Raw genomic sequence first — 13522 nt, 5'->3', positions numbered from 1 at the left:
CGCAAATTTGATTAGGAGAATAGTCATCGTGAAACAACTTTTTAAACTGCTTTTCAATAATAAATTGGTTGCAACCATTATCGACGTTGCTTCACGTGTTGATATCGTCACTGCTAGCTCTTCAATTGCTTACTTTGGCTTATTATCAATTTTTCCAGCTATTGTTATCCTAGGAACCCTACTACCTTATTTGGGACTAACGATTGACACCGCATTAAAATATGCGCAAACAGCTGTCCCTGAATCAGTGTTCACCTTTATTGAACCTGTTATTCGGTCAATTTTAAGTCAAAATGGTGTTGGCGTATTATCAGCATCCATTATCATAACACTATGGTCACTGTCTCGTGTCGTTTCAGCGATTCGGATTGCTCAAAATGGTATTTATAACGTCCAACCTAATAATGTTGCTATTTTTGATCGCTTTATTTCAATGTTTTGGCTAATTATTATTTTAAGTATTATTGGCATTTTGCTAATCACTGCTTCAATTGGCTCAAACGTTTTAGAAGCTTTACCAATTAGCAGTCACATTGTCTATCAAATTGAATCCGCGAAACGACTTGTCGTCACCATTGGCCTATTTGTTGGCGCTTTTTTATTCAACACACTGTTACCAATTAAAAAACCACGCATTCTTTGGATTTTCGTTGGGACATTTGTCCAAGTGACCATCGTGATTTGGTTAGCAAAGGCTTTCGGATGGTATGTTAATTTTGCTGCCCAAACTTTTACATTTTATCAAGCTTTGAGTTCTGCTATTATTTTATTATTGTGGTTCAATTTTATTGCCTTAGCTTCATTAATTGGTACCATTATTACAAGTATTTTAGAAGAACTATTCCCGCCACGATCTAATGATCGAGCAAGTAACTGGTACATGATCAAATTATTATTCCGAAATTCAGGAAAAAATAAGAAAAAATAGTTGAATTATCGGATATTATGCGCTATATTAGTATTTGTTAATAGGAACAAACTTCCCTTTGACTATATGTACAGCAGACTCATAACCTAAGTCCGCAAGACTTAGCTAGTAGGCCTAACTAACCTACACAACCTACTCCTTAAAATACAACCACAAATACCCCTTACTCGTCTATTTGTGGTCAGTATGATGATAACTCGGTTATCATCATACTAAAAAAGCACCAGCAATCCCACGTTGCCGGTGCTTTTTTGTTGTACTTAATGATAAGCACAAGTCACTTCATGATCATTAATGATGCCAATTGCTTGTAAGAAAGAATAAATCGTCACTGGACCAACAAATTTAAAGCCCATCTTTTTCATCTGCTTTGATACGAAAATTGCTAACTCATTTGTCGCTGGCACAGCTTGATAATTGACGACATGATGATCAATTGGCAGATGATCGACAAACGACCACAACCATCGATCAAAAGTTTGTCCACGTTCTTGCAAAGCTAAAATAACTTGCGCATTATTGATCGTTGCTTGTATTTTTTGCTGATGTCGAATAATCGCCTTATTTTGTAATAAACATTCAACCGCTTGTTCATCATATTGGGCCACTGTTATGAAATCATAATTTGCAAAAGCTTGTCGAAATGCTTGTCGTTTATGTAAGACTGTTCGCCAACTTAATCCTGCTTGGTACGTTTCTAAACTCAATAATTCAAAAAGTCTTTGTTCACGATGCTCTGGTTTACCCCATTCGGTATCATGATAGGCTACCATCAAATCATCATGTTCATCTACCCATTGACAACGCTTCAAATCAGACATCGCTTCCTCCTTACCAAGGGTCAAATCACTTAACTGTAATATTACCATCTGAGACATCAACATTTAATTGATTATTCGTTGCCAAATCATCTAAATAATTAGTACCATAATTCGTCCCATTAACTTTAATGTGCCCTGCAGTTGTTTGCATCTGTAAGCCAACATTAGATAAACCAACGACCTTTAATGAACCATCCATAATGGTCATGATATTATGTCCTGTTAACTGGCTATCCAGTAGTTTCACATGACCACTTGTCATTTGAATCGCGCTGGTATCTGCCGTCGTCTGCTGCAATGTCACTTTACTTTCATCTGCCGATAACATTAAGCGACCAAGATTAGCTTGATCTGTGTTGATATGACTATCACTACCATTCAAAGTTGTTTGTGAAACCTGTGCCTTTTTTAAAGCCACTGTCGCTGAGTGCGCCGAAACTGATAAACTATGTAACTTTGTTTGATTAAGATGAATATCCGAATCTGATGCGGTTAAGATAGCACGCGTTGCTTGTAAATTTGAAATTGTCATCATGCCATCCATTGCAGATTGACGATATTCATTTAATTTTTTATCAGCAGGTATCGTAACAATCAATTTCTCAGGTTCATGCTTACCGAAACCAACTTCATAACCCTTCTCTTGATTGGGGATATAGTGTATTTTTAACTGATGACCACTTTGGACAACATGTAAAAAGTCTGGATTAGTAATCCGACCAGCAATCGTCACGTTTTTTTGTTTACTTGTTTGAAAAATAACTGGCACATTATCCGTTTCAATATCAATTTTGTTCACAAATTTAACCTCACGATGTACCGTTTTAATCTGTGATACTTCAAAGTGCCCGTTATGCCACCCTAAATTATTTTGTCCATCATGTGCTAAGCCAATCAGCATAATAATAACGCCAAAAGAAATGACGATAAACCCTGTTAAAATATATCGAAATCCCTTATGCATGATGCGTCACCCCTTTGCCCTTATGAGAAAATTTACGACCAACATACTTCACAAAGCGCATTAAACCACGGAACACTAAGCGAACAATCATCACACCAATTGGCCAAGCGACTAACTGTAAGCCAACAATAATCAGGCCAATCCCACCTTGATATAAACCAGTCGCCCAATTAGTTGGTAATATCGCAATACCACCGACAATTTGGAATAACCCCGTCATTAGGTAATAAATTAGGACGACCACAACAAAAACAGCGATACTGATTGTCGCAAATAAACAAATTAGTATCAATAACATGGCTGGCAACCAAACCACCGATGTCAGTAATCCTTCTAAAACAATACTAATTAAATTAAATTCTCGTTTTAACCAATTTTGATGTTCCTGATGACTCACATCATGTCCAGTTTGGTATGCTTTGTCCTCTTCAAGGCGCAATGAATAATCGACTAATATACGTCGTGCTAATTGTTTTGGTGTCCCCAATTCAGAAATTAACCGTTCACCAGATAATTGTGCATCGGTTGTATACTCTTGATAAAAGCGGATCACATCTTCTTGTTCTTCAGGCGTTAATTGCTGTAAATAATTTTTTACTTGTGTAAAATAAATACTATTTTCCATCGATGTCTCCTTGTAGGATTAACGTATTGATTTTATTACTAAAATCACGCCATTCATCTTGGATACGCTTCATTTCTTGTCGACCCAACTGAGATATTTTATAATATCTGCGATTACGACCTTCAAAAGGTTCATCATAAGTGGTTACCCAGTCACGTTTTTTTAAACGGCGTAGGACTGGATACATCGTAGATTCAGAGACAGCAAATCGCTCTTGAACCTGCTTTGTTAAAGCATAACCATATAAATCTTCTTCAGAAAGCAGCGCTAATACCAGACCATCCATTAAATCGCTTGATAACTGCATTGCCATAGCTAATCTTCCTTTACAATACTATAAGACATATAATATAATACAAGTATAAGGAATATAGACCCGTCTGTAAAGTGTTTTAATCCCTAATACTTTGGGAGAAAGTGAGAAATATTATGAACAAAGATAAGAAATTAACAAAATCAAATGATCGTGTTTTATCAGGTGTCCTAGGTGGTATTTCAGAATATTTTGATTTAGATGCATCATTAGTTCGTTTACTATTTGCAGCGGCCACTATTTTTACGGGATTCTTCCCATTCGTTTTTATCTATATCGTTGCCGTTGTGATTATGCCTGATTCGCCCAAAAAAAATCAATACAAATATCGTTTTGATGAAAATGCTGATGAAAAACGTCGTGATGTTACCCCCGATGAAGACGATCAAATTTAGTAATTGCATGTCTCAATTTAATAGACGCGTTATATGAAAAATTGTTCAAAATAAAAGACTGCTAATTTAAGAGGCACCCAATCGCTGTAAACAACCTGATTGGGTGCCTCTTAATTTTAACGGTCACTTTTTGTTAATCGCTTTCAAGCGGGGACGTAGCATCCTCCTAAATAGAGATTCCGCAATCGCAAAACCAATATCAATCGCCAACGCAATGACCAACGTTTTGATCAAATGACGACCGGCATTTAAATAATGACCTAGCGTAAATTCTTTTAAACTTGTATAGATAATAATACCTGGTACTAATGATACTAAACTAGGCACATAAATCATATTAACCGGTGCCTTCATTAAAATAGCTGCAACGTTACCCAAGAGACCAATCGTTAAGGCCGCTAAAAAATTTTGTAAAATAATATTGGGGGTCATCTGCACAGTGAATAAATACACTGTCCATCCACAAGCGCCTGTGATACCGGCAGATAATAAAACACGACGGGGCACATTCGTAATAATACCAAAACCAACTGTTGATAGAAAACTAAAAATAAAGCCACATAAAAATGTCATGAGATACCTCCCATTACAAAATGGACGATAAAACTACCAACAATGGCACCAATGCCAATTGAACCAGCAATCATCATCGCATCGACACCACGTACCAAACCAGAAATAATGTCTCGATCAATCATTTCACGCAAAGAGTTAGTCAATGGTACCCCCGGTACAAGAGGCATTAACGCACTAATCATAATATTAGCAGCACTATCGGCTATGCCAATACGTTGTAAAAAAGTTGCCAGCAAACTAATGACAAAGCCCCCAACAATGGCACTAAAATAAGGTGCTGTTGCCTGTTGATTTCCCCACTGTGCAGCAAGATAACCTAAAATACCGATTAAAAAAGCGCATGCTAAATCAGACCATGTGGCTTTAAAAAGTAACATTGGCGCCACTGAAACAAATCCGGCACCAATAATTTTTTGTGGCCAAGTAAAATCAATGACTTTATGATCAATTAGCTGTACTTTACGTGCCAATTCACTAAAATCGATTTCATGAGCTGAGAATTGTCGTGACAGCGTATTAATCTCATCTACTTTTTGTAAATTAAAAGATGAAATATTCGGCTTAACCAAGTGCGTGGTTGCCCCATTTTCGGTACTAATAAAAATAGCCGTCATCGTTGCATGGCAATTTAAACCAATCCCAGCAGCTTTACCAATGTAAGTAATGGTTGATTCTACTCGAGTCGTTTCAGCACCGTTCTCAAGTAAAATTCTTGCAACCATACCACACACATCAATAATATGATCTAATTTTTCTTTGACCACATTTTTTACCTCCCAAAAACATTGATTTCGTAAATAAATCATAGCATGTCAACAAAGTATTTTATAGCAACTATTTATTTGTTATCACGCTATTTAAAGACCTAATAGCCAACAAAATTTGGCTACCAGGTCTTTAAATGTTTTATCATCTCATCTTACTTGGTCATCGTTATCACAAATTCAGCAAAGCTAGCACGAACATGCCGATGGCAATAACATCGTTCATAAATCAACACAAATATCATTTTTTCTGAGTGTCATGTCCATCACCCTGGTCAAAACATTTTTTAATGAATATTGATTTAATCTTGCCAAATAACCTGCAAATTAGTTGGCTGTGCAATCTGAATCTTTGGATGATCCATGATATATTCGCCGATTAAGTCAGCTGTTTCACGTTGTACTTCTCGAACGGCTTTAGTCATCGAAAACATTGGGAAGTTACCCGCACCACCTGCACGATAATTATTCATCGTTACTTCATAAGTTGCTGTCATGTCAAGCGCTTGACCATCTTTTCGTACTGCAACAACACGATCACCCATTGGTCGACGAATATCAATTGTATAGTCAATACCACTCCAAATATCATAATTATAATGTTGTACTTTTGGTGTCGTAAACAATGGATTGATTGCTGGTTGTTCTGTGTCATCAAGCTTAAAATATCGCGCATTAACCTCTAAGGCATCTTTTATATCTTGACCCGTTAATTTTTCAACTACTAATGTGTTCGGAAAAATATAATTTGTCATAATATCACGTTGTGTTACCGCATTCATTAACCCCCGAACTTCATTATTGAATAGCGCGGTGTTAGAGATTTGCGTTCCCGTTGCTGCCATTTGAACGCGATTGACTAGTTCAATAAATGGGTGATTATGCAACCGTGCTGCAAAATGATCAGTAATGGTCATATTGTCTCCGACATAACCCACTGGTGTGTCTAACCAAGCATTGACTTGCTTTTGTAATGGGTCAATTGTTGTCACAATATCTTGCCGTTCTGGTACAGTACCAGTCGTCAATAATTCTGCAGTAGCTGCCGTACGGTGTTTCTTATCATCTAGAGTAATCGTCATCAATCCAACATGGTCACCACGATAACCTGGTTGGGTTGTCGGTACACCATGAACAACCTCTGCAATTTCACGATGTTGATGCCCTGTGACAAGTGCATCAACACCTGATAATTGTAGTAGTTGAAAACCTTGATTTTCAGACGTAACACGTTCTATTGGCTTACCCGTTTGCAAATCTTCCGCAAAACCGCCATGATAAGCTAACACAAGAACGTCAACTTGTGGCCGTAACTCTTTAATCAATTTTTTGGCAGCAACAACCGGATCCTCAAACAATAATCCTGTAATATGAGCAGGCTGCTCCCAATGTGGAATAAATTGTGTCGTTAAGCCAATTACCCCAATCTTAATACCTGCCCGATCAAAAATTTTGTATGCCTGCCCTACAAAAGGTTGTTGCGTCTGTTCATCTAGTATATTGGCATTTAACAAATTAGGTGTTGTCGCAAAGACCTTTTCAATATATGTTCGCCCAAAATTAAATTCATGATTACCTAAGATTCGAACATCATAACCAATTTCATCAGCTAATTGTTGATAAATGTCTACCTGATCAGGTGTTACTTTTTCAATATAATTTGTTAGCGGTGACCCTTGAATAAAATCACCATTTTCAATGGTTAAAACAACGTCGCCTGCTGTTTTAGCTTGTTGCTTATACTGACCAATGATCGTTGCTGCCCTCGTTAGACCAAGACCATCATTTGATAATGGCCGTCGAAAATCATCTGCCCGAATGTAGCCGTGCACATCCGACGTTGAAAGTATTGCTACTTGCATGTTATTCTCCCTTACTTAATCACTTTAAACTGAAAGGGCCAGCAATCTAACCCTTTATTTGGTAGATCGCTAGCTCTTAGACGTGTACCAAAAGATCGTCGCAATGCCCATTGCTTTAAATCTCCTCAATACACTATTTCATTCATATTAGTTTCATCATTAAACTAAACGCTTACGTAATTGACCAGATAAGAAATCAATCACCGTCACCATCACGATAATCCCTAACAATATGATACCAACTTTAGACCACTGGCGCGTCTGTAGCGCAAAAATCAATGGTGCACCAATACCACCAGCACCAACAATTCCCAATATGGCAGCCGAGCGAACCGCAATTTCAAAGCGGTAAAGTGTATAATTCATAAACTCTGGCATGACAGCGGGAATGGTTGCTAAAGTCAGTCCATCTAAAGCTGAGCCACCCGCTGCGATAATTGCTTCGTTCGGACCACGATCAATATTTTCAATTGCTTCCGAAAACAATTTTCCTAACATTCCAATGGAATGAATCGAAACAGCCAAAACACCAGCATAAGCGCCTGGTCCAACTGCTTTAATAAACATAATGGCCAAAACAATTTCTGGAAAGACTCGAATAATTGTTAAAATTAATTTTCCAATCGTCGAACGTGGTGTGAAGAAACCTTTCTTCGTTCGAGCGGCCAAAAAGGCAAAGGGTAATGTTAGAATAGCTGAAATAAATGTTCCAAGGAACGCAATGGCTAATGTCTCAATCAAAGCACTAACCAAATCTTCACCATCCCCAGTATAAACATACGACCAGTCTGGATGGAACAAACCATGAATAATCGACTTAGTCACCGCCACCGCCTGTGGTTTCACAGTTGATAGTGGAATACCTGAAAAAGCCCAAACAAAGATTAACACAACTAAGATCGTTATGATCCATGGACCATACTTTTGCCACGGATTTCGTTGAATTTTTTGCATTATGCCAACGCCTCCCGTAGTCGATTTGAAATACCATCAACGACAATAACAACTACCAAAATTGCTAAAATAACAACTGCCGTACGATCGTAACGGAATAACGATAAAGTTTGATCCAAATACAAACCGACACCACCGGCACCTAAATAACCAAGTACGGTAGAGGCACGGACATTAATTTCTAATGTATATAGAAAATAACTTAAAAATTGATTCATCACCTGTGGTATAACAGCGAAAACAATTTTCTGAATGCCATTCGCACCAACCGAAGTGAGTGCCTCAATTGGTCCATCATCAATCGTTTCAATCGCTTCGTAGAACAATTTAGAAATCATCCCAAAACTAAAAATTGTCAATGCACCAACACCAGCCATTGGTCCAATGCCGACAATGGCAACAAAAACAGCCGCTAACAACAAATCTGGTAACGCGCGAACCAAATTCAAAAAGAAACGAATAATCCCGCGTAAATAAGTATTTTTAACGATATTTCGTGCTGCTAACAAACTAAATGGTACAGCAATAATTGTCCCTAATAAGGTCCCAACAAGTGCCATCTGAATCGTTTGTGCAATCGGTGTAATAATTGAAGAAATAAATGTCCAATCTGGGTGCATCATACGAATCAATAATTGCCAAAATTGATCCCAACTAAAGTTTGCAGTTGCGCCAGTTTTATAACCCGATCCAATAAAAATGAGGACAAATAGGAGGACAGACAAAATGCCCTTAACATGCCACTTTTCACTGAATTGGCGTTCAGGTAAAGTTGCGTTCATAGCTTACTCCTCATCTCCCGCTTCAGCATAAATACCATCGAAATCATCTGCGTTGACTTCAGCAATTGGTTTATCATAAACTAATTGACCACCACGTAGCCCAATAATTCGCGTTGCATACGCCATCGCCAATGACACACTGTGCAAATTAACAACAACTGTCATCCCCATATCATTCAGATGTTGCAAATCATCCATCACCATTTTTGTTGTTTTTGGATCAAGTGAGGCAATTGGTTCATCGGCTAAAACAATATTTGGCGATTGCATCATTGAACGGGCAATCGCAACACGTTGTTGTTGCCCACCAGATAACTCATCTGCACGTATATAATATTTATCCAACATATTGACACGATCCAAAGTAGCAGCCGCTTTTTCTTTATCTTCCTTAGAAAATAAGCCAAAAGTACTTTTGAAGGTTGAATAATACCCTACTCGACCAGCTAACACATTACGTGCAACGGTTGCTCGTTTTACTAAGTTAAAATTTTGGAAAATCATCGCAATATTACGTCGTTGTTCCCGTAATTGCTTGCCTTTAGCTTTCGTAATATCAACGCCATCGAGTAAAATTTCGCCTTCGCTCACATCATGAAGTCGATTGATTGCTCTTAATAATGTACTCTTACCAGCACCAGATAAACCAACAATCACGACAAATTCGCCTGACTGTATATCCAGATTAATATGATCCAATCCAATGGTCCCATTAGGGTAAATCTTAGAAACATTATTAATTTTTATGGTGCCTGCACCATTAGCCATAATTATGCCATCCTATCCTATATAACCCGAAAAAGATTATATATTTTCAAATATGTATTAAAGTGAGTCTTGTCATGATGGTTTATGACAGGGCTCGCTTTTAGATATGCTTATGATAGATTTTTAGTTAATGTTTTCAACTTGCTTTTGATACTTACGAACTGTGTCAAAGTTTGAATCCTTTGACTTTGAAACACCAGCCCAACTGTAAACATCCTTCATAACTTGCTTACCCTTAGCTGTCTTTGATACCTTGATCATTGCCTTTTGAATGGTCTTTGTATCAGCCTTTGAGATACCCTTACGCAATGTAATGGTATCGTTAGGAATCTTTGCTGTGTAAGCTAGTACACGTGTATCTTTAAAGACATTAGGATTATCCTTTTTAACAAGGTTACGAGCATCATCAAAGACAAACGCAGCATCTGTATCACCATTAACGACTGAGATAATTCCTTGATCATGTCCCTTAACCGTGACTAGTTTAGAATTCTTAACAACATTCATGCCCTTCTTGTTCAAATCAACAACAGGGAAAATGTAACCAGCATCTGACGTTGGATTTTGAACAGCAATCTTCTTGCCCTTCAAATCTTTAACATTCTTAATGCTTGAATCCTTCTTGACAACAACCAGTGCCCGATAGTAATCAACTAACTTGTCAGTATCAGAACCATCATTTTTCTTATCGTTGATACCATAACGTTGTGACTGCAAAATAACTTTTGCGCCATATTGCTTATGTGCTTGCACATAAGGATCAGGTGGCAAGAAGCCCATATCAACCTTGCCTGATCCCATTGCTTCGACAACTGTATTGTAATCAGTTGAGATCGTAACGTGAACTGGAATACCTAATTGCTTCTTCAACAACTTTTCCAATGGCTTAGCCTTTGCCTGGATCGTATCTGCTTGTGATGAAGGTACGAATTGTACGTTCAACTCTTTCAAATCAACTTTTGAAGCTGCGTCCGCATTAACTGCTGGTATCGCTGATACAACAGTTGTTGCTAACATTGCGACAGTGGCTCCCGCTACAATTTTCTTAAACATGCCCTTTATACTCCTTAATGTTTGTCTGATACACGCTATGTATAGTTATGCTTAAAGGTTACTTAAATAATATCAACGAACGTTAAAAACGTCAATGATTTATATCGTTCACTTTTATTGTAAAACGTTTTATCTAATTGGTTTGTACCAATTAATTGTTCGTGTTTTAATCAAAACCCCTACAAAAAAAGACATCCGTCTAACATTTGACTGATGTCTTTTGTATGATATTTGTTAATAACCAACACCTGCGCCTGCAACACCATTTGGATCCATAGTCGCACCACCGCCGTAATTGCCAGCACCAGTAGTACCATATGTACTATCACTAGTTGTGCCATACGTACCCGCAGTACTAGTCGTTGTATTCGTTGAAGAAGACGTATTCTCTGATGGTAATCCATTTGCCGTTAATGTTGATTCCGCAACATGACCACCATAAAGTGATCCTGTTTTCTTATGCTTTAGGCCTAATGATGACCTCAAAATATTTGTGACACGTTGCTTTTCACTTTGTGTAATTAACTCTGAAGAACCTGAAGTTAAGGTCACCTCAGTCCCTTGTGCATGATCTGTTTTGATTGTTTTTGTCGCACTGAGATACTTTGACGCAATCGTCAACATATCACCAAAAGTTAAGTCTGTTTTGGTTGAGTCCGAAATGGTACTCAAGAACTTTTGGTTAATCAAAGTTGTTGGATTACTCTTTGCTTTTTTAACAATTGCTTGCAAAACCAATCGTTGTCGTGCTTGACGACCATAATCACCTTGTGGATCATCATAACGCATTCGTGAAAATGCTAACGCAGCAGCACCATTCATCTTTGTATAAGTCTTTGTTGATCCACTCTTTGTTAATGTAAACGTAGAAGATCCTTTAGTAAAGTTATAAATAACATCACCCGTATTATGTGCAGTATATGGATTATAACCAAATGTTAATGGTGACTTGACCTGTACACCACCAATCTGATTAATAACTTTCTCCAAACCACCCATATTAACCAAGGCATAATAATCAATTGGGACATTCAACCACTTTTGAATCGTTTGAATGGTTGTCTTTGCTGATCCAAACTCATAAGCTGCATTTAGCTTTTGTGGGAATTGATTTTCATAGCCAATTGGCGCAATAACAGAATCACGTGGTAACGACATGATCGTTACTTTTTCCTTTTTGGGATTAACTGTCACTAACATCAAAGAATCAGTACGTCCTTTATATGTTCGATCGAGTTCTCCGGTATCGGTTCCCAACAATAAAATAGAAAATGGCTTACCATTTTTTATGACGCTAGAAACATTTCGTGATTTCGTTAATCCTGTTCCTTGATAAGAATTATCAATTGCACTTTTTGTATTATTGTAAGCAATACCAAACATCACCCCAACAGCTAACACAATCAACGCAACGACTAGTAAAATAGCATTACGGATTGGATGCTTACGTGGTTCCCCCGACTGTGGCGCTTTATTGCCACGTGGTCCGCCTGTGCGTTTCCGCCGCTTAATTTCTTTATTCTCAGCTTCACGACGAGCCGATCGAGTTTGTGGCTCATTATCCATGAGCATCTCCTCTCTTAACTTCAATAATTGATTATATGTTACACTCTAAAAAAATAACCCTTATGAGTTTACAAAAATTTCCTTTGACAAAGCTTATAGTAACTTGTCTATCATACCATAATTTTAAATTTGGTAGATATAATCATCAATCAAAATTAAGAAGTCAATTCTAATTTATCTTTTTAAACAGCCACTGGCGCTTTAATGCTGGCGTGTGGATCATAGTCGTGCAATTTAATATCCGCCATCGTGTAGTCAGCAATGTCTTTAACTTCAGGATTTAATGTTATTGTTGGTAATGGTCGCATATCACGTTGCAACTGTTCCTTCACTTGTTCAATGTGATTTGAATAGATGTGCGTGTCACCAAAAGTATGAATAAATTCACCTGGTTCTAATCCTGTTTGTGCAGCGATCATATGAAGTAGCAGTGAATACGAGGCAATATTAAATGGCACACCTAAAAAAACATCTGCTGAACGTTGATACAATTGTAAACTCAATTTACCATCTGCAACATAAAATTGGAACAACGTATGACAAGGTGGCAAAGCTTGGGTGGGAACATCTTCAGGATTCCATGCTGTCACAATCAATCGCCGTGAATTCGGATTTTGTTTTATTTGTGTGATAACATCCTGAATTTGATCAATAAATCCACCTTGTACCCGACGCCAATGGCGCCACTGTGCACCATAAACATCACCTAATTCACCATATTTTTGCGCAAATTCATCATCATTTAAAATGCGATCAACAAAGATCGTGTGTTGTTCGTCATACTGTGCTTTAAAATCCTTATCCACCAACGAGCGACGACCAAAATCAGTCATATCAGGGCCATCATATTCAACAGACTCGATCCAATTCTTAAACGCCCATTCATCCCAGATATGATTTTTATGTTCTAATAAAAATTTGATATTTGTATCACCGCGCAAAAACCACAATAATTCGCTCTTAATCAATCCAAAAGGCACTCGTTTTGTTGTCAGTAAAGGAAAGCCCTCGTTCATATCAAACCGTAACTGACGACCAAAAACTGATCGCGTGCCAGTCCCAGTACGATCTTCTTTGATAGCACCATTGTTCAATATATCCTGTGCTAAATCTAAATAACCCTGTTCATTTTTACTCATACGATGATATCC

The 13522-nt window shown here is 37.7% G+C and carries 15 protein-coding genes; 2 read left to right on the top strand and 13 right to left on the bottom strand.

Annotation, left to right across the window (positions count from 1 at the left end; all coding sequences use genetic code 11):
• The first annotated feature begins 28 nt into the window (after positions 1-28).
• A complete protein-coding gene (locus tag ACSKY2_RS07800; RefSeq protein ID WP_489877361.1) occupies positions 29-928 on the top strand; it encodes a YihY/virulence factor BrkB family protein in 900 nt (299 codons plus the stop codon).
• Between the two features lie 260 nt (positions 929-1188).
• On the opposite strand, the gene ACSKY2_RS07795 is transcribed toward ACSKY2_RS07800, so the two are convergent.
• From ACSKY2_RS07795 to ACSKY2_RS07780, 4 genes are read right to left on the bottom strand one after another with little or no spacing between them, the layout of a single operon-like run.
• On the bottom strand, positions 1189-1740 hold the full coding sequence (locus ACSKY2_RS07795; RefSeq protein WP_489878244.1) for a DNA-3-methyladenine glycosylase I: 552 nt from the start codon (positions 1738-1740) through the stop codon (positions 1189-1191).
• Positions 1741-1774: 34 nt separating this feature from the next.
• Entirely contained in the window at positions 1775-2713 is a 939-nt protein-coding gene (locus tag ACSKY2_RS07790; RefSeq protein ID WP_489877360.1) for a DUF4097 family beta strand repeat-containing protein, read from the bottom strand.
• The gene (locus tag ACSKY2_RS07785; RefSeq protein WP_489877359.1) at positions 2706-3338 is read right to left on the bottom strand and encodes a DUF1700 domain-containing protein; all 633 of its coding nucleotides are present in this window, start codon (positions 3336-3338) and stop codon (positions 2706-2708) included. The genes ACSKY2_RS07790 and ACSKY2_RS07785 overlap by 8 nt, the downstream gene beginning before the upstream one ends.
• Entirely contained in the window at positions 3328-3651 is a 324-nt protein-coding gene (locus tag ACSKY2_RS07780; protein ID WP_489840372.1) for a PadR family transcriptional regulator, read from the bottom strand. The genes ACSKY2_RS07785 and ACSKY2_RS07780 overlap by 11 nt, the downstream gene beginning before the upstream one ends.
• A gap of 116 nt (positions 3652-3767) precedes the next feature.
• Between ACSKY2_RS07780 and ACSKY2_RS07775 the strand changes: the two genes are divergently transcribed.
• Positions 3768-4046: a PspC domain-containing protein gene (locus ACSKY2_RS07775; RefSeq protein ID WP_489840373.1), complete on the top strand. Its 279-nt coding sequence runs from the start codon at positions 3768-3770 to the stop codon at positions 4044-4046.
• 123 nt (positions 4047-4169) lie between these two features.
• Here ACSKY2_RS07775 and ACSKY2_RS07770 read toward each other — a convergent pair whose 3' ends face one another.
• The 9 genes from ACSKY2_RS07770 to ACSKY2_RS07730 form a co-directional block, all read right to left on the bottom strand.
• Entirely contained in the window at positions 4170-4619 is a 450-nt protein-coding gene (locus tag ACSKY2_RS07770; RefSeq protein WP_489840374.1) for a threonine/serine exporter family protein, read from the bottom strand.
• A complete protein-coding gene (locus ACSKY2_RS07765) occupies positions 4616-5344 on the bottom strand; it encodes a threonine/serine exporter family protein (RefSeq protein ID WP_489840607.1) in 729 nt (242 codons plus the stop codon). The genes ACSKY2_RS07770 and ACSKY2_RS07765 overlap by 4 nt, the downstream gene beginning before the upstream one ends.
• 344 nt (positions 5345-5688) lie before the next feature.
• Positions 5689-7248 (bottom strand): bifunctional metallophosphatase/5'-nucleotidase, encoded by a 1560-nt coding sequence (locus ACSKY2_RS07760; protein WP_489877358.1) that lies wholly within the window; start codon positions 7246-7248, stop codon positions 5689-5691.
• Between the two features lie 159 nt (positions 7249-7407).
• On the bottom strand, positions 7408-8202 hold the full coding sequence (gene phnE / locus ACSKY2_RS07755) for a phosphonate ABC transporter, permease protein PhnE (protein WP_489840376.1): 795 nt from the start codon (positions 8200-8202) through the stop codon (positions 7408-7410).
• On the bottom strand, positions 8202-8984 hold the full coding sequence (gene phnE / locus ACSKY2_RS07750; protein WP_489877357.1) for a phosphonate ABC transporter, permease protein PhnE: 783 nt from the start codon (positions 8982-8984) through the stop codon (positions 8202-8204). Before phnE (ACSKY2_RS07750) ends, phnE (ACSKY2_RS07755) begins: the two co-directional genes overlap by 1 nt.
• 3 nt (positions 8985-8987) lie before the next feature.
• Entirely contained in the window at positions 8988-9752 is a 765-nt protein-coding gene (gene phnC / locus ACSKY2_RS07745) for a phosphonate ABC transporter ATP-binding protein (RefSeq protein WP_489840378.1), read from the bottom strand.
• A gap of 123 nt (positions 9753-9875) precedes the next feature.
• Positions 9876-10805, bottom strand: a complete 930-nt coding sequence (locus tag ACSKY2_RS07740) for a phosphate/phosphite/phosphonate ABC transporter substrate-binding protein (protein WP_489877356.1) — start codon at positions 10803-10805, stop codon at positions 9876-9878.
• 234 nt (positions 10806-11039) lie between these two features.
• Positions 11040-12371, bottom strand: coding sequence for an LCP family protein (locus tag ACSKY2_RS07735; RefSeq protein WP_489877355.1), 1332 nt, complete (start codon positions 12369-12371; stop codon positions 11040-11042).
• Positions 12372-12553: 182 nt separating this feature from the next.
• On the bottom strand, positions 12554-13510 hold the full coding sequence (locus ACSKY2_RS07730) for a thymidylate synthase (RefSeq protein ID WP_489877354.1): 957 nt from the start codon (positions 13508-13510) through the stop codon (positions 12554-12556).
• Positions 13511-13522: the final 12 nt, after the last annotated feature.

This window comes from Weissella sp. ESL1156, from assembly GCF_058505625.1.
The sequence above is the reverse complement of the archived record's forward strand: the minus strand, read 5'-3'. Positions and strand labels throughout refer to the sequence as shown.

Coding starts and splice junctions, on each gene's coding strand:
- phnE (WP_489877357.1), bottom strand. CDS start 8,984: ATGAACGCAACTTTACCTGAACGCCAATTCAGTGAAAAGTGGCATGTT.
- ACSKY2_RS07780 (WP_489840372.1), bottom strand. CDS start 3,651: ATGGCAATGCAGTTATCAAGCGATTTAATGGATGGTCTGGTATTAGCG.
- ACSKY2_RS07785 (WP_489877359.1), bottom strand. CDS start 3,338: ATGGAAAATAGTATTTATTTTACACAAGTAAAAAATTATTTACAGCAA.
- phnE (WP_489840376.1), bottom strand. CDS start 8,202: ATGCAAAAAATTCAACGAAATCCGTGGCAAAAGTATGGTCCATGGATC.
- ACSKY2_RS07790 (WP_489877360.1), bottom strand. CDS start 2,713: ATGCATAAGGGATTTCGATATATTTTAACAGGGTTTATCGTCATTTCT.
- ACSKY2_RS07735 (WP_489877355.1), bottom strand. CDS start 12,371: ATGGATAATGAGCCACAAACTCGATCGGCTCGTCGTGAAGCTGAGAAT.
- ACSKY2_RS07740 (WP_489877356.1), bottom strand. CDS start 10,805: ATGTTTAAGAAAATTGTAGCGGGAGCCACTGTCGCAATGTTAGCAACA.
- ACSKY2_RS07730 (WP_489877354.1), bottom strand. CDS start 13,510: ATGAGTAAAAATGAACAGGGTTATTTAGATTTAGCACAGGATATATTG.
- ACSKY2_RS07760 (WP_489877358.1), bottom strand. CDS start 7,248: ATGCAAGTAGCAATACTTTCAACGTCGGATGTGCACGGCTACATTCGG.
- ACSKY2_RS07765 (WP_489840607.1), bottom strand. CDS start 5,344: ATGGTTGCAAGAATTTTACTTGAGAACGGTGCTGAAACGACTCGAGTA.
- phnC (WP_489840378.1), bottom strand. CDS start 9,752: ATGGCTAATGGTGCAGGCACCATAAAAATTAATAATGTTTCTAAGATT.
- ACSKY2_RS07770 (WP_489840374.1), bottom strand. CDS start 4,619: ATGACATTTTTATGTGGCTTTATTTTTAGTTTTCTATCAACAGTTGGT.
- ACSKY2_RS07775 (WP_489840373.1), top strand. CDS start 3,768: ATGAACAAAGATAAGAAATTAACAAAATCAAATGATCGTGTTTTATCA.